Origin of the sequence: Aeromonas sobria (assembly GCF_000820145.1) — a bacterium.
GTDB classification, from domain to species: domain Bacteria; phylum Pseudomonadota; class Gammaproteobacteria; order Enterobacterales; family Aeromonadaceae; genus Aeromonas; species Aeromonas sobria.
On sequence record NZ_CDBW01000006.1, the window covers coordinates 101,866 to 121,585 of the forward strand.

Annotated in this window: 17 protein-coding genes; 4 read left to right on the top strand and 13 right to left on the bottom strand. The window is 58.4% G+C overall.

Features of this window, described 5'->3' with window-relative positions; all coding sequences use genetic code 11:
• Positions 1–49 precede the first annotated feature (49 nt).
• On the top strand, positions 50–454 hold the full coding sequence (gene yciA, locus BN1135_RS02970; protein ID WP_005337875.1) for an acyl-CoA thioester hydrolase YciA: 405 nt from the start codon (positions 50–52) through the stop codon (positions 452–454).
• Here the strand turns inward: yciA and BN1135_RS02975 are convergent, their stop codons facing one another.
• Positions 455–679 (bottom strand): hypothetical protein, encoded by a 225-nt coding sequence (locus BN1135_RS02975; RefSeq protein WP_033138934.1) that lies wholly within the window; start codon positions 677–679, stop codon positions 455–457.
• Between the two features lie 106 nt (positions 680–785).
• On the opposite strand from BN1135_RS02975, the gene BN1135_RS02980 reads away from it, so the two are divergent.
• A complete protein-coding gene (locus BN1135_RS02980) occupies positions 786–1,631 on the top strand; it encodes an endonuclease/exonuclease/phosphatase family protein (RefSeq protein WP_042018745.1) in 846 nt (281 codons plus the stop codon).
• Between the two features lie 107 nt (positions 1,632–1,738).
• On the opposite strand, the gene BN1135_RS02985 is transcribed toward BN1135_RS02980, so the two are convergent.
• From BN1135_RS02985 to BN1135_RS03025, 9 genes are all read right to left on the bottom strand, one after another.
• Complete coding sequence (locus tag BN1135_RS02985; protein WP_256028911.1) at positions 1,739–2,035, bottom strand: GrxA family glutaredoxin; 297 nt, start codon at positions 2,033–2,035, stop codon at positions 1,739–1,741.
• A 97-nt stretch (positions 2,036–2,132) separates the two neighbouring features.
• Positions 2,133–3,569 carry a D-alanyl-D-alanine carboxypeptidase/D-alanyl-D-alanine endopeptidase gene (dacB, locus tag BN1135_RS02990; RefSeq protein ID WP_042018747.1) on the bottom strand — a complete coding sequence of 479 codons (1,437 nt, stop codon included), beginning with the start codon at positions 3,567–3,569 and terminating at the stop codon, positions 2,133–2,135.
• A 123-nt stretch (positions 3,570–3,692) separates the two neighbouring features.
• A complete protein-coding gene (locus BN1135_RS02995) occupies positions 3,693–5,453 on the bottom strand; it encodes a DNA repair helicase RadD (RefSeq protein ID WP_042019257.1) in 1,761 nt (586 codons plus the stop codon).
• Between the two features lie 114 nt (positions 5,454–5,567).
• On the bottom strand, positions 5,568–6,605 hold the full coding sequence (locus tag BN1135_RS03000; RefSeq protein WP_042018748.1) for an HlyD family secretion protein: 1,038 nt from the start codon (positions 6,603–6,605) through the stop codon (positions 5,568–5,570).
• A 3-nt stretch (positions 6,606–6,608) separates the two neighbouring features.
• The gene (locus BN1135_RS03005; protein ID WP_042018749.1) at positions 6,609–6,947 is read right to left on the bottom strand and encodes a DUF3302 domain-containing protein; all 339 of its coding nucleotides are present in this window, start codon (positions 6,945–6,947) and stop codon (positions 6,609–6,611) included.
• A 214-nt stretch (positions 6,948–7,161) separates the two neighbouring features.
• Positions 7,162–8,583, bottom strand: coding sequence for a carbon starvation CstA family protein (locus BN1135_RS03010; protein WP_042018751.1), 1,422 nt, complete (start codon positions 8,581–8,583; stop codon positions 7,162–7,164).
• 140 nt (positions 8,584–8,723) lie between these two features.
• A complete protein-coding gene (btsR, locus tag BN1135_RS03015) occupies positions 8,724–9,428 on the bottom strand; it encodes a two-component system response regulator BtsR (RefSeq protein ID WP_042018752.1) in 705 nt (234 codons plus the stop codon).
• A complete protein-coding gene (locus BN1135_RS03020; RefSeq protein WP_042018753.1) occupies positions 9,425–11,095 on the bottom strand; it encodes a sensor histidine kinase in 1,671 nt (556 codons plus the stop codon). The genes btsR and BN1135_RS03020 overlap by 4 nt, the downstream gene beginning before the upstream one ends.
• 353 nt (positions 11,096–11,448) lie before the next feature.
• Positions 11,449–12,684, bottom strand: coding sequence for an HD-GYP domain-containing protein (locus BN1135_RS03025; protein WP_042018754.1), 1,236 nt, complete (start codon positions 12,682–12,684; stop codon positions 11,449–11,451).
• Between the two features lie 230 nt (positions 12,685–12,914).
• Here BN1135_RS03025 and BN1135_RS03030 point away from each other — a divergent pair, with 230 nt between their 5' ends.
• The gene (locus BN1135_RS03030; protein ID WP_042018756.1) at positions 12,915–14,531 is read left to right on the top strand and encodes a phosphoethanolamine transferase; all 1,617 of its coding nucleotides are present in this window, start codon (positions 12,915–12,917) and stop codon (positions 14,529–14,531) included.
• A 223-nt stretch (positions 14,532–14,754) separates the two neighbouring features.
• Here BN1135_RS03030 and nagC read toward each other — a convergent pair whose 3' ends face one another.
• The 3 genes from nagC to nagB are packed head-to-tail and all read right to left on the bottom strand — an operon-like array spanning position 14,755 to position 17,929.
• Positions 14,755–15,969, bottom strand: a complete 1,215-nt coding sequence (gene nagC, locus BN1135_RS03035) for a DNA-binding transcriptional regulator NagC (RefSeq protein ID WP_042018757.1) — start codon at positions 15,967–15,969, stop codon at positions 14,755–14,757.
• 4 nt (positions 15,970–15,973) lie between these two features.
• Positions 15,974–17,119, bottom strand: coding sequence for an N-acetylglucosamine-6-phosphate deacetylase (gene nagA, locus BN1135_RS03040; protein ID WP_042018758.1), 1,146 nt, complete (start codon positions 17,117–17,119; stop codon positions 15,974–15,976).
• Between the two features lie 9 nt (positions 17,120–17,128).
• Positions 17,129–17,929 carry a glucosamine-6-phosphate deaminase gene (nagB, locus tag BN1135_RS03045; RefSeq protein ID WP_042018761.1) on the bottom strand — a complete coding sequence of 267 codons (801 nt, stop codon included), beginning with the start codon at positions 17,927–17,929 and terminating at the stop codon, positions 17,129–17,131.
• A gap of 273 nt (positions 17,930–18,202) precedes the next feature.
• On the opposite strand from nagB, the gene nagE reads away from it, so the two are divergent.
• Entirely contained in the window at positions 18,203–19,681 is a 1,479-nt protein-coding gene (gene nagE / locus BN1135_RS03050; protein WP_042018764.1) for an N-acetylglucosamine-specific PTS transporter subunit IIBC, read from the top strand.
• Positions 19,682–19,720 lie beyond the last annotated feature (39 nt).

Here is a 19,720-nt window from a genome sequence, read left to right on the forward strand (position 1 = left end):
GGGGGTGATCGCCCCCTATCATGCCGCCATCCATGAGAGAGAGGCGGTAATGATGGTAGATACAAAACGTCACCCCGATGGGGAGTTGTTGCTGAGAACCCTGGCAATGCCAGCCGATACCAACCCCAATGGCGACATCTTTGGTGGCTGGATCATGTCCCAGATGGATATAGGTGGGGGCATTATGGCCAAGGAGCTGGCAAAAGGACGTATTTGTACCGTATCCGTCGAAGGCATGACCTTTCACAGTCCGGTCAAGGTGGGCGATGTGGTCTGCTGCTACGGCCGCTGCATGAAGATTGGCCGCAGCTCCATGAAGCTCAAGCTGGAGGTGTGGGTCAAGCCGGTACTGCGGGAAAACGATGCCCAGCGTTACTGTGTGACCGAGGGGATCTTCACCTATGTCGCCATCGACGAACAGGGCAAATCCCGCCCGGTGCCGGTGAGTGCCTGATTAAATCAGCCGGGCATTGATGATGGATATTTCCTGCTCAAGCCCGGTTTTTTGCCGTATCATGCGTTCCAGTATCTCTTCCGACCCCACGTATTGCAGGGTGTCAAACAGGCAGAGATCGCATTGAGAGTCCCGTCTTATCTGATAGACGGTGGCAAGCTCCACTTGATGACAATTTCCTTGTTGATCATAAAACGTCACGCAATACCGAAGTTCTCTCGCCATGGCCAGGTTCCTTCTGGTTGGGTGGAACAGGGACTATCAGCGTAGTCGGCGCGGATGACGTTTGTGATGGTCGCAACAAAAAGCAAAGGCGGGCGGTGGTTAGCCAATGAAAAATAGTTATCGCATTCTTGGCACCTCCCTGCTGACCCTGGGGTTGGTAGGCTGTTTTGAGGTGCCGGATCAGAATCATCTGGTCACTGCTCAAGGGATTGTGCCGGGAATAGACTGCCAGCGTCCGCCGCTGGTAGCGTTGGCGACCACGGCGCTGCCCCGGGAATTCGGGGTGACGGTGTGGAATCTCTACAAGGGCCAGCGCAAGAACTGGCGTGAAGGGATGGACAGTTATGCCAAGGGGCAGGATCTGGTGCTGCTGCAAGAGTCGGCCACCCGTCCCGAGATGCTCGACTGGCTGCGCGCCGGTGATTTCCAGTGGCAACAGCTGCAAGCCTTCACCCAGGGCGGCGTGTCGTTCGGGGTGATGACGGTGGCCAAGACCCCGCAGGCGTTCGTCTGTGGCGTGCGCTCCCCCGAGCCCCTGCTGCGCATCCCCAAATCCGGGCTGGTGAGCCTCTATCCGCTGCAGGGCGACCCTGACGGCGTGCTGGTGATCAACCTCCATGCGGTCAATTTCGAACTGGGGATGGCCACCTTCCGCGAGCAGCTCAACGATTTGACTGCCTTGGTGCGCCGCCATCAGGGGCCGGTTATTCTGGCCGGTGATTTCAACACCTGGAGCGACAAGCGCCAGTTCTGGCTGAACAAGCTGGTGGACGAGCTGGGCCTGCAAGAGGCCGTGCCGGTGCCAGATCTGCGCCGCACCGCGTTTGGCCGCCCACTGGATCACCTCTACTACCGCAATCTGGATTTGGTCGAGGTGAGCTCACCGGCCACCGACAGTTCGGATCACAACCCCATCATTGCGCGCTTTGCCGCCCAGTCTGTGACCCCCTGATCGGGATGATGTGCGCGTGTTGCCCATAAAAAATCCGGCGCCTGATGGCGCCGGATTTTTTTATACGCAACTGGCAACAGTGGCCAGCTCGGGATGACCCGCAAGGATTACTGGTAGAGACCCAGATTCGCTTTGGCGTAGGCTTCGAAATCGGTGCAGCCACCGATGTGCTGCTCGTCCAGGAAGATCTGCGGCACGGTATTGACCGGCTTGCCGGCGCTCTTGGCCAGATCTTCTTTGGTGATGCCTTCGGCATGGATATCCACGTAGCGGAATTTGAAGTCATCGCGCTGCTCGGTCAGCTGCTCGGCGACCTGTACGGCACGGACACAGTAGGGGCAACCCGGGCGACCAAAAATCACTGCAAACATATTTTCTCTCCGTTCTTTAAGCCGTTTTTGTATGGCCGTTGATATGAGGCAGGCAACAGCATAGCCCTGCCTCGTGGCGACTTGAAGCCGAAATTATCGATACCCTGATCCGAGTGGGCCTATTGCGGCATCACTGCGGCTCGGCAATCTGGATCGGTTGCTGCTGATAGATGCCCTCCAGCACCCCCTTCTCGAATACAGTCCAGGGCCACGGTGCCTTGCTGGCACGATAGCGCTCATGGGTGGCAGGGTCTTGGGACAGGCCACGCTGGAACATCACGAACGCCTTGCGCTGGCCGCCTGCGGTATCGATAAAGCCGGCCAGATTGGAGGTGCCGGTGATGGTCCCCGTCTTGGCGTGGACCTTGTTCTTCATCATCGGGGCGGTGACGCTGCGGCGCCACGCCAGGGTGCCATCCACCTGAGAGCTTGGCAGCAGCTTGATCAGGCCAAGCTCGGCGTCATTTTTCTGGATAAAGTTCAGCACCGACAGCATCTGACGGGCACTGATGAGATTGTGAGCGGAGAGGCCGGAGCCGTCGGCCAGGGTGGCGTTGCCCAGATCGATTCCGTTCTTGGTCAGGATGGCGCGCACCGCCATGGTGCCGCTGCGATAGCTGCCCGGCTTGTTGTAGTAGTGACGGCCCACGGTTTTGAGGAAGGTGTCGGCGTAGAGGTTGTCCGATTTCTTCAGCATCTTGGCCAGCATCACCGGCAGGGAGACCGAGTAGTGGGTGCCCAAGGTCTCGGCACCGATCGGTGCCTTGTGGGTGACCCGCAGCAGGCCGTCATGCTTGATCCCCGCCCGGTTCATCGCCCAGCGGATGTTGTCCCAGCCCCAGGCTTCCACATCGTGGATGGCAAAACGCAGCCCCTGCGGCTCTTTATTCGGGGTGATGCAGCCCTTGAGCTCGTAGAAGTTGCCCTTGGCCATGTCCACTTCCAGCGCACAGAACTGACGTGCCATGTCGCCGTAGCTCATCACTTCCACGTTGTCGGCGCCGATGCCGATGGCCACGCCGGTGGCGACATTGCCGGTGGCCGGTTTGCCGATCTGGGTGGCGGTGACGGTGCCGTAGGCGCAGTTTTTGTCGATGATCACCGACGAGACTGGGGCTGCGAAGCAGAGGGTCTGATCCCCCCACGACCAGCCGTTGCCGCGTTCGTAGCCGTTGTAGGCGCCGGTGTTGACGTAGACATTGCCCTTGATGCTGGTGACGCCGAGCTGTTTGAACAGCGCCAGCAGATCCATGCGGGAGAGGGTGGGGTCACCGACGAAGTTGATCCAGATATCGCCGTTGATGGTGTCACCCTGTTTGGCGCCGGGCTGGGCCTGAATATCGGTGGCGAAGCGGAAGTCGGCACCCAGCTCAAGGCGGGCTGCCAGTGCGGTGAGCACCTTCATGGTGGAGGCGGGAGCGATCATCTGATCGGCATGGCGGGCGAACTCAACGCCGTTATTGCCCTGCACTATGATGGCGTACTGGCCACCCTGAGGGGGCGTCAGCGGGGCGGCCTGAGCCGCCAGAGAAAAGAGAGCACAAAAACCAATCAACAGCCGCTGCATAACATCCTCTAACGTGACGAAGGGGTCTGGCAGTGCTGCCAGTCCTGATAAATCAACCTTGTTTCACCTGTCGATGGAGCATCGACAGTCGTAAAGCAATCCATTCTGTGATGCCGGTCGCCATCACGCCATCGAGTTGGCGGTGCGATAGCGGCCGTCATAATCAAAAATCTTCTCTTTTATCTGCCAAAAACGGCCCGATTTGCGGGCGATGACAAAATCCGGATGACGGAACTGGCTTTGCGCAGCCAGCACGCTCGCCAGGGTGGTGAATTCGGGCTCCAGCCCCGGGGCGGGCCAATGATGACGCACAAAGCGCTGTTGAAACAAGCGTTGTGCGCCCGGGGAGTGAAAACCGAAGTATTCGCTGAGGGTCAGCCCATCCTCATCGTGGTAGGTTACCTCCAGCCGCTCCCCCTGTTTGCCGCGCCCTGCGGTGAGGGTCAACCCCGCGCAGCGGATCACCATGCAATCCTTGAGATTGAGCGCCTCTTTGAGCTTGTCGTCAGGGTCTACCAGCAGCTGATCGCAGCTCTGGCAGCGGCGGGCGGCGATGTCGTTCTCTGCGCCGCAACCGGGGCAGATCTTGGCGCGAAAGCGGTAATCGCACTCCTCGCGGTTGCCCTCGTCATCTTCAAACAGCCCCTGGCAGCGGCGGCCGTAGTGCTCGATCACCTTGCCATCCTCGTCAGTCTTGCCCCAGAAGGTGTTGGCAAAACCGCAGGCGGGGCAGGGCACCTGCACCGGCTCGGTGCCCGCGTGGGGGCGAGGTTCCCCCACTTCGGGGGCAAACAGGTTGAAGTTGTTGCCCGCATAGTCGAGCACCAGACAATCGGTCTTGCCCGGCGAGAGGCGCAGACCCCGGCCCACAATCTGCTGATAGAGCGACACCGACTCGGTGGGGCGCAGCATCACGATAAGATCGACATGGGGGGCATCGAAGCCGGTGGTGAGCACCGCCACGTTGACCAGAAACTTGATCTCGCGGGCCTTGAAGGCGCTGATAAGGGCATCGCGCTCCAGCCCCGGGGTTTCGCCGGTGATCAGGGCTGCACTCTGGAATTGGGCCTGCAGCAGCCCCTGAATTTCCCGGGCGTGCTCGACGGTGGCGGCGAAGATCATCACCCCTTGCCGGTCGGCAGCATACTCCAGCACTTGGCTCAAGATATGGGGGGTGACCCGCTGCTGGCGCTTGAGCTCGCCGTTGAGATCCGCCTCGCTGAACAGGCCGTTCTCCCGCGCCACCAGCTTGCTGAAGTCGTAGTGGACGATGGGGGCATCCACCATGCGCGGCGGCGTCAGGTAGCCGTTTTTGACCATAAAGCGCAGGGGCAGCTCGAACACGCAGTCGCCAAACAGCCGCTCGCCGTGACTCTTCACCATGCCGTGGTAGTGGCGCCGGTAGATCCAGCCCAGCCCCAGCCGATAGGGGGTGGCGGTGAGACCGAGGATCTTGAGGGCCGGATTGGTTGCTTTGAGGTGGTCTAACACCTGATGGTACTGGCTGTCGTTATCGAGCGAGACCCTGTGGCACTCGTCGATGATCAGCAGCGAGAAGGCGCCGTCGAAGGCCGCCAGATTGCGGGCGACCGATTGCACCGAGCCAAACACCACCTGGGCACTTGCCTCCTTGCGGGCAAGGCCGGCGGCGAAGATGTCGGCCTTGAGGCCCCAGGCTTCGTACTTGGCGTGGTTCTGCTCCACCAGCTCCTTGACGTGGGCCAGCACCAGCACCCGACCGCGCGCCTTGCGGGCCAGTTCGGCGATCACCAGACTCTTGCCTGCGCCGGTGGGCAGCACCACCACGGCGGGATCCGGGTGTTTGCGAAAGTGGCTGATCACGGCGTTGACGGCGTCGGTTTGATAGGGTCTGAGAACGAACATGAGGGTGTGGCGTTTGGGCATGGTGCGGCGCAGGATGGCGCCATTATAGGGATCTTGCTGCCACAAAAACAGCGGGCCGGCATGATGCCGGCCCGCTGGGAGGGATTGTGCTGATTAATGGAATGGGAAGATGTAGTTCATCCAGCTTGCCATGCGCAGCAGGATCTTGCGCATGATGGATACGTGATGGAAATGTTCGGTATAGATGGCGGCCTGGCCACTGGCACCGGCAATCACCTGATACTTGGCCCACTCGGGGTCGGTGATGGAGATCAGCACCGGTAGACGGCCAGGGCGAACGGCAGTGGTTTGATCCAGCAGACCGACGTTGGCTTGCACGTTACCGGCGGCAATGGCCGGGATCACCGAGGTCACGGTTGCTTTGAAGATCTTGCCGGGTACACCGTCGATCACTACTTCGGCTTCATCACCGACAGCGAGGCGCTGCATGCTGTTCTGCCAGAACCAACCGACGTAGGCGGTGTCATCCTTGTGAACAAAGGTCATCACCGGACGGAACATGAAAGGGGTCGCAATCATGCCCGGGCGCAGGGCCAGCTGCACCACATGACCATCTGTCGGGGCATAAACCACGGTTTGGGCCTGCTGATATTTTGCTTCCTGCAGTTGGGATTGCAGATCGTTCAGGTTGGCTTTCTGCTGGTCAATCTGGGCAACGATATCGTCCACGTTGGCCTGGCTGACATCCAGATCACGCTGTTTACCGACACCGCGCTGCATCAGTTCTCTGGCGCGATCCCGATCCAGCTTGGCGGAGCGCAGTCTCGCCTCGATCGATTTGAGGTGTTCGCGGTTTGACTCGAGTCGTGCGGTGAGGCTGTCTGCTTTCAGGCGGAACGGTTCATCATCGATACGAAACAGCACATCCCCTTTCTTCACCGGCTGGTTTGGCTGCACCGGGACTTCGGTAACCCGGCCCTTGACCAGCGGTACTATCGGGGTGGAGACGTAGTAATTACGCGCCATCTCTGAGTAGGGGTGGTTGTAGTTCATCAGCATGATCAGGGTGCCGATGAGGATGATGCCACCCAGTGCTGCGGTCGGCACTGTCCACTTGTTGAGCGGGATACGGAAGATTTTAAATACGGCTACGCACAGTGCCGTATAGGTCAGGATCAATAGCAGGTCCATGGTTTACCCCTGTTGCTCACTCTGTTCGATAGTGTTGATACGGCTCTTCAAATCGGCCAGTTCTTGCTTGAGGGCTGCCAAATCCTCTTCATCTTTTTGCAGCCGCTGACTAAAGCCCCAGCCACGATCGGGACGGTAGAGAGTGGCCCAGATCCAGAGGAATGGCCACAGCACATGCAGGGTAAACAGGCTGACCCAACCGGCGACGTGAATGGCATCCTGATGAGGATGGTCGCGATGTTTGGCAATCTCGTAAGGAATATCGTGGATCACGATAACCCCATAAAAAATGACCAGCCCGACAAAGACGAGCAGGCCAAGAGCAAAATATTCAAGGGCCATATATAACCTCCACTGGCTTGTTGCGCAGCTTGTTCATGGGTATTAGCAAGGTCTAAAGTGACTAATAATCACATGTTTATCGTCAATTCGCACCAAATCTTAAGGCTTTTGGCTGTATCAGGGCTGAAGGGAGTAAATGGTTATTTTGTTTGTGGTTTTATTATTAAAGAAAAGGCGCCATAAGGCGCCTTTTCTTTTATTTTTGCATGCAATATCACCCTTCGCTGGTACTGCTGACCAGCGGCTGGCGGAATTTCACCAGGAAGGCCACGGTAATGGCTGCTGTTGCAGTCAGACCTATGATGGTGGAGATCCCCATCTCCAGCCCGAACCCGATGGGGGCGTTGGCCAGATAGGTGAACACCACGGCAGTCATAAACATGGCGGGGATGGTGCAGACCCAGTGCAGCTTGCCCTCTTTGATGAGGAAGGCGGCGGCGGCCCACAGCATGATGACGGCGGTGGTCTGGTTGGCCCAGCCGAAGTAGCGCCAGATCACCCCGAACTCGGCCTTGGAGATGATGAAACCAAGGATGAACATGGGGATGGCGATCAGCAGACGCTTCATCAGCGGCTTCTGGGTCATCTTCAGGAAGTCCGCCACGATCAGGCGGGCACTGCGGAACGCGGTGTCACCGGAGGTGATGGGCAGGATCACCACGCCGAGGATGGCCAGAATGCCGCCCACGGTGCCGAGCAGGCTGGTGGAGACTTCGTGTACCACAGCGGCCGGGCCGCCGTTGGCCATGGTGGCGTTGAGCGCTTCGGTGCTGTCGTAGAAGGAGAGACCCAGGGTGCACCAGATAAGCGCGATAACACCTTCACCGATCATTGCGCCGTAGAAGATGAAACGGCCGGATTTCTCGTTTTGCATGCAGCGCGCCATCAGCGGTGACTGGGTGGCGTGGAAGCCCGATACCGCGCCACAGGCGATGGTGATGAACAGCAGCGGCCACAGCGGCAGCTCGGTCGGGTGCAGGTTGGAGAAATCCATCCCGGTGTTGTAGAAGCCTTTACCGGAGACGATCAGGCCAATGATCAGGCCAACTGACATGAACACCAGTAGGGCGCCGAAAATGGGATAGAAGCGGCCGATGATCTTGTCGATGGGGACAATGGTCGCGAGGATGTAGTAGGCAAAAATCGCCATGATCCAGTAGACCAGATCGGTAGAGGTGAGGTTGGCCAGCAGGCCTGCCGGGCTCAGTACGAACACCACGCCCACCAGCATCAGCAGCACCACGGCGAACAGGTTCATAAAGTGCTTGGCGACCGTGCCAAGATGCTCACCGACCACGGTCGGTACCGAGGCACCTTTGGCGCGTACCGACAGCATGCCGGAGAAGTAGTCGTGCACCGCGCCAGCGAAGATACAGCCGAAGACGATCCACAGCATGGCGACCGGGCCGTAGAGGGCTCCCAGAATGGGGCCGAAGATGGGGCCGACGCCAGCGATGTTGAGCAGTTGCACCAGATAGACTTTCTTGTCCGACATGGGGACATAGTCCACCCCGTCAGCCATGGTGATGGCGGGGGTTTTCAGCTCAGGTTTCGGGCCGAATATCCGTTCGATGAACTTGCCATAGATGAAATAGCCGGCGACAAGTAAGCCGACACAGAGGAAGAACCAGATCATTGCTACGCTCCTGCATTGTTATTTTTTGATTTGCGCAACGAGTCTAAAACGATTGCTCTGCTCTGGCAGGTGAAACGGCCCGAGCGGCGGCATGGCGCGCCGAGCGGTCGGCGGTTGTGATCCGGCGCACACTCCACGGCTCAGTCCAGCCCCAGTTGATCCTTGAGCTCCTTGAGATAACGACGGCTGACCGGCACCCTGGCACCGCTTGGGGTGACGATCTCCGCCAGCTGGTTATCCAGCAGCTGGATCTCGAAGATGGCGTTGGGGGAGACCAGATACTGGCGATGGCAGCGCAGCAGCGGGCTCTTCTCCTCCAGGGATTTGAGGGTGAGTTGGGTGTGGAACAGCTCACCCTGACAGGCCACATGGACGCCGCCAAGATCGGAGAAGGCATACTCCACCTGTGCGATGGGCAGCAGCCTGACTCGGTTGTGCAGATAGCCCGGAATGTGTTCGATGGTGGGGGCCAGCCGCTCGACCGGCTGCGGGGAGATATCCTGCTTGAGGCGGGCGAGGGTTTTGGCCAGCCGGGCGGGCTCCACCGGCTTGAGCAGGTAGTCGAAGGCATTCTCCTCGAAGGCCTGAATGGCGTACTCGTCAAAGGCGGTGACAAAGACGATGCGGGGCAGGGGGTCGAGCATGGCCACCAGCGCCATCCCGCTCAGCTTGGGCATCTGGATATCGAGGAACACCACGTCGGGCCTGAGCCGCTGGATCAGCGGCAGCGCCTCGATGGCGTTGGCCGCTTCCCCCACGATCTCGATGGCGGGATCGCAGGCCAGGTGCAGCTTCAGCTCTTCGCGGGCGTAGTGTTCGTCATCAACGATCAGGGTGCGGATCATGGTTGCTCCTTGGGGATGGTGAACGACACCCGGGTCCACTGCTCCGGTTCGCACGCAATGGTCACGCCGTAGCGTTCGCCAAAGGCGCTTTTCAGTCGCCGGTCGACGATGGTTATGCCAAGACCGTCACCGGTCGGGCGCGCTTGCCAGGTGCCGGCATTATCTTCCACATGGATGGTGACGCTGGCGGGATGCTCCTCGGTATAGAGGCGAATACGCCCCTGCTCCAGCAGCGTCGAGGTGCCGTGCTTGATGGCATTCTCGATCAGCGGCTGCAGGGTGAAGCTCGGCAGGCGCAAACTGGCCAGATGGGGCGGGATCTCGTTGATCACCGTCAATCGGTCGCCAAAACGGGCCAGTTCGATCTCCAGATAGGATTGGCAGTGCTCCTGCTCCTCCTGCAGGGTGGCAAGGCCGCTCTGGCGCTTGAGATTCTTGCGAAAGAACAGCGACAGGTGCAGCAGCAGGTCTCGCGCCTTGTCCGGATCGCGCCGGGTGATGGCACTAATGGTGTTGAGAGTGTTGAACAGGAAGTGGGGGTTGATCTGCGCCTGGATCAGCTTTAGCTCGGATTGCACCAGCAGCCGCTGATGCTGCTCAAGCCGACCGGCAAGGAGCTGCTGTGACAGCAGGTTGGCAATCCCTTCCCCCAGGGTGTGGTTGATCTTGAGAAACAGCCGTTTCTTCGGTTCGTAGAGCTTGATGGTGCCGATCACCCCCTTGTCTCCCTGCAGCGGGATCACCAGCACCGAGCCCAGCTGGCAAGCGGGCGAAAGGCTGCAGCGATAGGGCTGGCTGTTGCCATCGGCAAACAGCACCTTGTTGCGGGCGATGGCCTTCATGGTGATGGCCGACGCAATGGGGGTGCCCGGCAGGTGGTGATCTTCCCCGGTGCCGATAAAGGCGAGGATCTTCTCGGTGTCCGTGATGGCAACGGCCCCTACGCCGGTCTCTTCCTGAATGATGCGGGCAATCTTGCTGCTCGCCTCCGGCGTAAAGCCCTGACTCATGATCCCTACGGTGCGGTTGGCGATGTTGAGCGCCTTGGCGGAGAAGACCCGGGAGAACTTCTCATACATCTGCTGCTGGTCGCGGATCATGCTGATAAAGAGCGCGGCGCCGCAGGAGTTGGCCAAAATCATCGGGGTGGCGATGGTGCGCACCAGCAGCAGGGATTTATCGAACGGGGTGGCCACCAGCAGGATGATCACCATCTGCATGATCTCGGCATAGAGGGTGGTAAAGAAGGCGATCCGGGGTTGAAACAGGGCATCCGTTCGCCCCGCGCGCATCAGCCGCCAGTGCACCACTCCGCCGAGTAAGCCCTCGCAGGTGGTGGAGATGGCGCAGGCGAGATCGGTAAATCCCCCCAGCGTGTAGCGGTGCAGGCCACCGGTCAATCCCACCAGAAATCCCACCAGCGGGCCCCCCAACAGCCCTCCCAACACGGCGCCGACCGCCCGGGTGTTGGCGATGGCATCGTCGATATCGAGGCCCACATAGGTGCCGAGGATGCAAAAGCTTGAAAAGATGATGTATATCAGTATCTTGTGAGGTAGTCTCACCGAATAGTTGGCAAGCGGGCGCAGCAGCGGACTTTTCGAGAAGAGATAGGCGATCACCAGGCTGACGCTCATCTGTTGCAGCAAGGAGAGGACCAACTGCATAAAAAACGTTCCTCATAAGTCGGGTGAAAAAATAACCAGCCCGTGAATAAGTGTGATCAAGATCTTGTTCTGTTGGCCAAAAGGGCTGCAACGGGCCGTCAGTTTGCCAGAACAGGTGGATAAAACCATATTAAATCAGCATGTTAAATTGATATTTGTGTAAGCGGCCGCGGGTTGATATTGATTGGTAGAGCATGGAAGTATCCGCTGGATACGCCACACGGAGGTGGCATGCTCCGCCCAGCCCCATGGCTGGGCGTTTTTTATACATGGTCAGATGGCAACCTTGGGATAGGGATTCGAGCAATTATTCCGGTTTGTCCAATGAGTTATCCCCAGCTTCTGGGGATAACTCAGAATGCAAAGTAGTAGCAGAAGCGGCGGGTCAGGTTGAAGAACTGCCGTTGTCCCTCATCCAGCTCTTCCTGTTTGATAAAGGCGGTGATGGTGCGCTCGTCTTCCCGCAGGTCGATCATCGCTACCGCTTCCGGGCGCTGGGCCTTGATATAGGGCAGGATCTTCGGCTTGAGGGGCATGGTGGGCTCGGTGGAGAGCACCAGCGCGATGCTCTCATCGGAGAGTTTCACCAGAGATCCCGGCGGATAGACCCCCAGCACCTTGATCAGCAATTTGACCAGATTCTGGTCGAATTTTTTCTGGGATAGCTTGTAGAGCTGGCTGATGGCCTGGCTCGGTGCTGCCGGGTTGCCGCTGCTGCGGGGGTGCAGTAGCTCATCGTAGTAATCCACCAGTCCGATGATCCGTGCCAGCGGCGGGATCTCTCCCCCCTTGATCCCCAGTGGATAACCGCTGCCATCGAGCCGCTCGTGGTGCTGATGGGCGACCTGACGGATTTTCGGTTCAAAGGCGTTGAGATGGGTCAGCATCTCCAGCCCGTACTGGGGGTGCATATTGAGGAAGTTCTGCTCTGCCTTGCTGAGATCTCCGCGCTTTTGGGTGATCTGGCTCGGGATTTTAAGCTCGCCGATGTCGTGGATAAGCCCCGCAAGCCCGGTCTCCTCCAGTTCGATGGGGTTCATGCCCAGTTCGCGCGCCATCAGCATGGAGATAAAGGCGACGTTGAGGCTGTGCTGCAGCAGGATATCGGTGTGAGGGCTGCGAATAAGGTGCAGCCCGAGGGGGCCTTCGTGTTGACTGAGGGCGGCTGCTGCGTTTCGGACAATCTGCGCCGTATTGGCCAGTCCCTCATCCGGTTTGAGGTTCAGGGCACCAAGCGCATCACGCAGCTCGCTCATGGACTGGCCAAAGGCCTTGTCGGCAGCGCGCATGGATCGGCGAAAGGCTTTCTCGTCAAAAGGGGGCGGGCCCGAGGCAATCAGCTCTTCCAACTCGTCAAGATCGGGCCCTGCATCGGGAATATCGCCACGCAGCAGCGGCTCGATCGGCAGATCGCTCTTGTCGGGGTCAACCATTAACAGGGTGAGATCAAGATGACGGATAATGTCGAGTTGCTGCTGATCCTTGATTTTGAACGTATTGAACATGAACGGATGGTTGGTCCAGCCGGTCGGAAGGTGGATAAAGTGGCCTACTCTCAACTGCTCTATCGAGGCTTGGATCAGTGCCATCAGTGAACCTGCATTTCGTGAATGCCTACTCAACAAGCTAGCAAAATCCAAGGGATAGACAACTAAAAATCCATTGTGAGTGAGGTGATTACCCCACGCTGTGATGGCGCGCACTAGCACCACGCTTCCCTTCTTAATTCGCTCTTAAGTTTGACTTCCTACGCTGGCCCCGTCGTTTCTGTTGGCTTGACCGCGCCCTCTCTCTGTAGGCCGGTATGTAGGAGTTGTTTATGCGTGTAACGCTCGGTGTACTGCAGACCAATCTGTTGCTGGTGCTCTTTTTCGCTCTGGTACTGAACTGGCCAATCTTTTTGCATTTCTATACGGTGCTCAGTGGCTTGTCCCATGTCAAAGCCGGGTTTGCCATCTCGATCCCGTTGGTATTGATCGCGGCACTTAATGCCGTGTTTATCCCTTTTACGTTCCGTTTTTTGCTCAAGCCATTTTTCACCGTGCTGATCCTGAGCGGCTCCATCGTCAGCTACGCCATGCTCAAATACGGCGTCATCTTCGATGCCGGCATGATGCAGAACATAATCGAAACTAACAGCGGTGAGGCTGGGGCCTATTTGAATGGCTCGGTTGCGCTCTGGTTTCTGCTGACCGGGCTGCTGCCCGTGCTGGTGCTTTGGTCACTGCGGATCCGCTATCCCGCTCGCTGGTATCAGGGGCTGGCGTTGCGGGCCGGTGCACTGGCCATCTCCCTGCTGTTTATCGGGGGAGTTGCCGCACTTTACTATCAGGATTACGCCTCGGTCGGGCGCAACAACAAGTCGCTGGCGAAAGAGATTGTGCCCGCCAACTATGTCCACGGCCTCTACAAATATGGGCGGGATGTGCTGTTTGCCACCCCGATCCCCTACCAGCATCTGGGGACCGACGCCAGGGTGGTAGCCCGGGGAGGCAAGCCGACCTTGATGTTTCTGGTGGTGGGGGAAACCGCTCGCAGCCAGAACTACTCCCTCAATGGCTATGGCAAGGCAACCAACAGTTTCACGGAAAAAGAGCAGGGGGTGGTGTCGTTCAAGGATGTGCGCTCCTGCGGCACGGCCACCGCCGTCTCGGTGCCCTGCATGTTCTCCAACCTCACGCGCCGCGGCTACGATGATCAGCTCGCCAGCTCCCGTGACGGCCTGCTCGATGTGCTGCAACATGCCGGAGTGTCGGTGCTGTGGAAAGAGAACGATGGTGGCTGCAAAGGGGTGTGCCGCAATGTGCCGACCATCGAGATCCTCCCCAAATCCTATCCGGCGCTCTGTCAGGGGGAGTCTTGCTATGACGAGGTGCTGCTGGAGGGGCTGGATCAGCAGATTGCCGGCATGAAGGGCAACAAGCTGGTGGCTTTTCACCTGATGGGCAGCCATGGCCCGACCTATTTCCGTCGTTATCCTGCCAGCGAGCGCGCCTTTATGCCGGACTGTCCGCGCAGCGACATCGAAAACTGCAGCAACGAAGAGCTGGTCAACACCTATGACAACACCATTCGCTACACCGACAAGGTGGTGGGGCAGCTGATCGACAAGCTCAAGTCGCTGGAGAGCCAGTACGATGTGGGGTTGGTCTATCTCTCCGATCACGGCGAATCCCTCGGTGCCATGGGGCTCTATCTGCACGGCACCCCCTACAAGTTTGCGCCGGATGACCAAACTCGGGTGCCGCTGCTGACCTGGTTCTCGCCCCAGTTGCAGGCCGATCGCCAGCTGGATATGGGCTGTCTGGCGGCGGAGGCGGGCAGCAAGCGCTTCTCTCACGACAATTTGTTCCACTCCATGTTAGGGATCATGGACGTGCAGACCCGCGTCTACGACGGCGCGCTGGATTTGTTCAAGCCGTGCCGTGCGGGGTGAATGGGTAAGCAAGGTTGAACAAACGCGACAACCTGTTGCCCCGCGCCATGCTGGGCATCATGGGCGTGCAGACCCGCGTCTACGACGGTGCGCTGGATCTGTTCAAGCCGTGTCGTGCGGGGTGAATGGGCAAGAGACGCACCATGCAGACTAAGCCTCCAGCGAATACACAATAGAAAACGGCAGCCACTGGCTGCCGTTTTGTTATTCGCAAGGGGGAGTCTTACCGCTGTTCCATGATGATCTGCAGTAGATCCCCTTCCAGCAGGGCGCGCTTGACCAGCGCAAAACCGCCGTAGGTCGGCTGGTTCTGGAAGCGAGCCTTCACGATGGGCAGGCCACGGTGGAAACTTGGCAGAGATTGATGCTCGACGCAGCGGCGGATCGCCGGGAACAGGATCTCTTCGGCAGCGGTGATTTCGCCAGCGATCAGCACCTTCTGCGGGTTGAACAGGTTGACCGTGATGGCCACCGCTCGCCCCAGATGCTCACCCACGTTCTCGATCACGCTGCGAGCCAGTTCGTCCCCAGCCATGGCGGCCTTGCACACCTCCTGGATGGTGATGTGCTTCTCCTGCAACGCGCTCTGGTGACCGCGGCTGATGAGCTCCTTCACCTTGTCAACGATGGCTTCGTTGGAGGCGATGGTTTCAAGACAGCCGAAGTTGCCGCAGTGGCAGCGTTTGCCGAGCGGTTCGACCTGGATGTGACCGATCTCGCCGACGTTGCGGTTCTGACCGAGGAACACTTGCCCCTTGGTGATGATCCCCGAGCCAGTGCCCTGATGGACGCTCACCAGAATGGAGTCCATGCAGTCGCGGGATTCGCCGAAGAAGTGTTCGGCCAGCGCCAGAGAACGTATGTCGTTGCCCACGTAGCAGGGGAGGTTGAAGTGATTTTCCAACAGCTTCGCCAGCCCCAGATTGCGGATCTGGTATTTGGGGGTGTAGATGACCATGCCGGATTCCGGGTTGACCAGACCCGGCATGGTCAGTGCGATGCTGATCAGGTTGCGACACCGTTCGCGGTTGGCATCGATAAAGGCGCCAATCTCTCGCAGCAGCATGTCGACCACCGGTTGCTGGTCGATTTCACTCACCTGAATGACATGCTGGTCGAGCTCCTTGCCATCGAGATCATAAAGACTCAGTTGCAGGTAGCCGCGGCCCAGCTTGGCGGAGACAAACTGAAAGCGCTGTTTGATGGTGGTCAACGAGATGGCGCGCCGCCCGCCGGTGGAGGCTTGCGGAGAGGTCTCCTTGATCAGGCCATGCTCGATCAGTTGCCGGGTTATTTTGGTCACGCTGGCCGGGGCCAGCTGACTCAACTCGGCAATTTTGACCCGAGAGATGGGGCCCTGCAGGTCGATGAGCCGATATACGGCTGCACAATTGACCTGCTTGATAAGATCTACGTTTGCTATTTGTCCGCCAGTCATGATGTCACTGTTGTGTGTAGTGTCCGTTAACCACGGTCCCTTGGACCGTGAAGTCCTGATCGAAGACAGTGAGGTTGGCTATTTTACCGACCTGGATACTACCGAGACGTGAGTCCCATCCAATGGCGCGGGCAGGGTAGAGGCTGGCCATTCTCAGTGCTTCATCGAGCGGTAATCCGACCTGCTTGACCAGATTCTCTACCCCCTCAATCATGGTGAGGGAAGAGCCGCCGAGTGTACCATTCTCGTCGATACACTGACCATCGCGTAAAAACACGGTGGTGCCACAAAAATCAAATTTCTCAAAGCCTTCTGGCGCACCAGCCGCTGCGGTGGCATCGGTGACCAGCACCAGTCGTTCCCCCAGCATCTTGTGAGCCAGCCGCACATTGGCCCAGTGCACATGGTGGCCATCGACGATGATGCCCGCATAGACATCTTTGCGGTCATAGATGGCGCCCACCACGCCCGGCTCGCGACCGTTGAGGGTCGGAGTCATGGCGTTGTAGAGGTGGGTGGCAAAGCGGATGCCATTGTCAAAGCCCGTCATCGCCTGATCGTAACTGGCGGCGGTGTGACCGGCCGAGACCAGAATGCCCGCTTCCACCAGACGACGCACATGCGCTGGGTCGTTGCGCTCCGGTGCCAGGGTGATCTTGGTGATGGCATCCGCGTTGGCGCAGAAGAAGTCGATCATCTCGTCCGCTGGCTGGCGAATTTGCGCGGCAGGGTGGATCCCCTTGCGCTTGAGGTTGGTGTAAGGCCCTTCCAGATGGACGCCCAGCACCTCATTAGGATTGGCCGCCATATAATCGCGCGTCACTGCGACCGCCTGCTTCATGTCGGCATCCGGACTGGTGATCAGGGTCGGCAGGAAGCTGGTAGTACCGGATTTGAGGTTGGCGGCCTGCATGGTGGCCAGGGTCTCGGTGGTGATGTCGGTGTTGAACATCACCCCGCCACAGCCGTTGAGCTGCACGTCGATAAAACCGGCGGTCAGGTTGGCACCCTTGAGGTCAATCAGCTCGATGCCCGCTGGCAGCTCGGCCAGGTGAGAGATGGCGACAATCTGGTCGCCCTCGATAAGCACCCCGTAGCCGGTCAGCACGCAGCTGCCGGTGTAGAGGGTGCAGTTGGTCAATGCGTACATGACGACTCCTTACAGACGGCCGATGTTGGCGGCTTCCAACTGCTGGAAGTAGCGAACGGTCTTGACCTTGAGCTCCATGGTGGAGGGCTCGTCGCACACCATCATTCCCTTCGGATGCAGTTGCAGGGTGGAGATGGTCCACATGTGGTTGACGCTGCCTTCCACGGCGGCTTGCAGGGCCAGTGCCTTGCCGTGCCCGGTGACCAGGATCATGATCTCTTCGGCATCCATCAGGGTACCGACACCCACGGTCAGGGCCAGCTTGGGCACCTGCTCCATGTCGCCGCCAAAGAAGCGGGAGTTGGCGATGCGGGTATCTTCGGTCAGGGTCTTGATCCGGGTGCGGGAAGCAAGAGAAGAGGCCGGTTCGTTGAACGCGATGTGGCCATCATTGCCCACGCCACCCATGAACAGCTGGATCTTGCCATAGGACTTGATTTTGTCTTCGTAACGCTTGCATTCGGCCAGCAGATCCTCGGCGTTACCGTTGAGGATATTGATATTTTCCGGACGAATGTCGATGTGAGAGAAGAAGTTGTTGTGCATGAAGCTGTGGTAGCTCTCCGGGTGATCTTCCGGCAGGCCGACGTACTCGTCCATGTTGAAGGTAACCACGTTCTGGAAGCTCACTTCACCGGCTTTGTGCAACTCGATCAGGCGCTTGTAGGTATTGAGCGGGGTGCCACCGGTGGGCAGGCCCAGCACGAAAGGGCGATCGCTAGTCGGCTTGAACGCGTTGATGCGGTCAACGATGTAACGGGCAGACCACAGGCCTACTTGGCTGGCAGATTTCAACGGGATCAGGCGCATGAAGGATACCTCTGTTTCGGGTTGCTACCGGTTTGGCGGTGGCAATGGGCTAAGACGGATTCAAGTTGTTTTATAGCGTAAATAAAGATTGCGAACTAAGCCACATCTATCCACCACCTTTATCTTGTTTGGGTGATAACGATCACGATTATTGGTTTATTAATTTGCGCAGCGAAATAAAAGCCCTAGACTGCCAATCAAGCCTTGATGGCTTATGCGTCAAACGTGATAAGCACTTAATTTCTAGAAAAACATTAACTAAGGAGAGGAACCGTGAACATTCTCGGTTATTTGCAAAAGATCGGCCGTGCCCTGATGGTGCCGGTAGCGGTATTGCCTGCCGCAGCGATCCTGATGGGGGTTGGCTACTGGATTGACCCGAATGGTTGGGGTGGTGACAGCGCGCTGGCTGCCTTCCTGATTAAAGCGGGTGCAGCCATTATCGATAACATGTCCGTACTGTTCGCAGTCGGTGTTGCTTACGGTATGTCCAAGGATAAAGACGGTTCTGCTGCGCTGGCAGGTCTGGTCGGCTTCCTGGTCGTCACCACCCTGCTGAGCCCGGGTGCAGTTGCCCAGATCAAGAGCATCCCGCTGGAAGAAGTTCCTGCCGCGTTTGCCAAGATCAGCAACCAGTTCGTGGGTATCCTGTGTGGTGTTATCGCCGCTGAGCTGTACAACCGCTTCAGCAGCGTCGAGCTGCACAAGGCACTCTCCTTCTTCTCCGGTCGCCGTCTGGTACCGATCGTAACTTCCGTCGTGATGATCGTCGTCTCCTTCATCCTGATGGCGGTATGGCCAGCCATTTACGGTGGTCTGGTCTCCTTCGGTGAATCCATCGTGAGCCTGGGCTCCACTGGCGCCGGTATCTACGCCTTCTTCAACCGTCTGCTGATCCCGATTGGTCTGCACCACGCCCTGAACTCCGTGTTCTGGTTCAACGTGGCCGGTATCAACGACATCCCGAACTTCCTGGGTGGTCAGGCTACCATCGATGCCGCTCTGGCTGCTGGCAAGAGCCTGGATCAGGTGAAAGGCGTAGTCGGTATGTACCAGGCTGGCTTCTTCCCAATCATGATGTTCGGTCTGCCGGGTGCAGCGCTGGCCATCTATCACTCCGCCAAGAAAGAGAACAAAGAGAAAGTTGCTTCCATCATGATCGCAGCTGCCTTTGCCTCCTTCTTCACCGGGGTAACCGAGCCGCTTGAATTCTCCTTCATGTTCGTGGCACCGGTACTGTATGTCATCCACGCTGTGCTGACCGGTATCTCTGTGTTCATCGCTTCCTCCATGCACTGGATGGCTGGTTTCGGCTTCAGTGCTGGCCTGGTGGATATGGTGCTCTCCAGCCGTAACCCGCTGGCGACCAACTGGTACATGCTGATTGCTCAGGGTCTGGTGTTCTTCGGTATCTACTACTCAGTGTTCCGTGTAGTGATTGCCAAGCTGAACCTGAAAACCCCGGGTCGTGAAGATGACGAAGACACAGCTCCGGCAGTGGCTCAATCTACCAACCGTACCGAGCTGGCCAAGCAATACCTGGACGTGCTGGGTGGTCAAGAGAACCTGGTCTCCATCGATGCCTGCATCACCCGTCTGCGTCTGACCCTGAAAGATCGCAGTATCGTCGATGAGCGCAAGCTGAAAGCCCTGGGTGCGGCCGGTGTGGTCAAACTCGGTGAGCAGAACCTGCAGGTGATTCTGGGCCCATTGGCCGAAATCATCGCCGGTGAGATGAAAGCCCTGCGTTAATCGAGCGACTCGCTCACCTCAAGTCTAAGTCCATTGTTG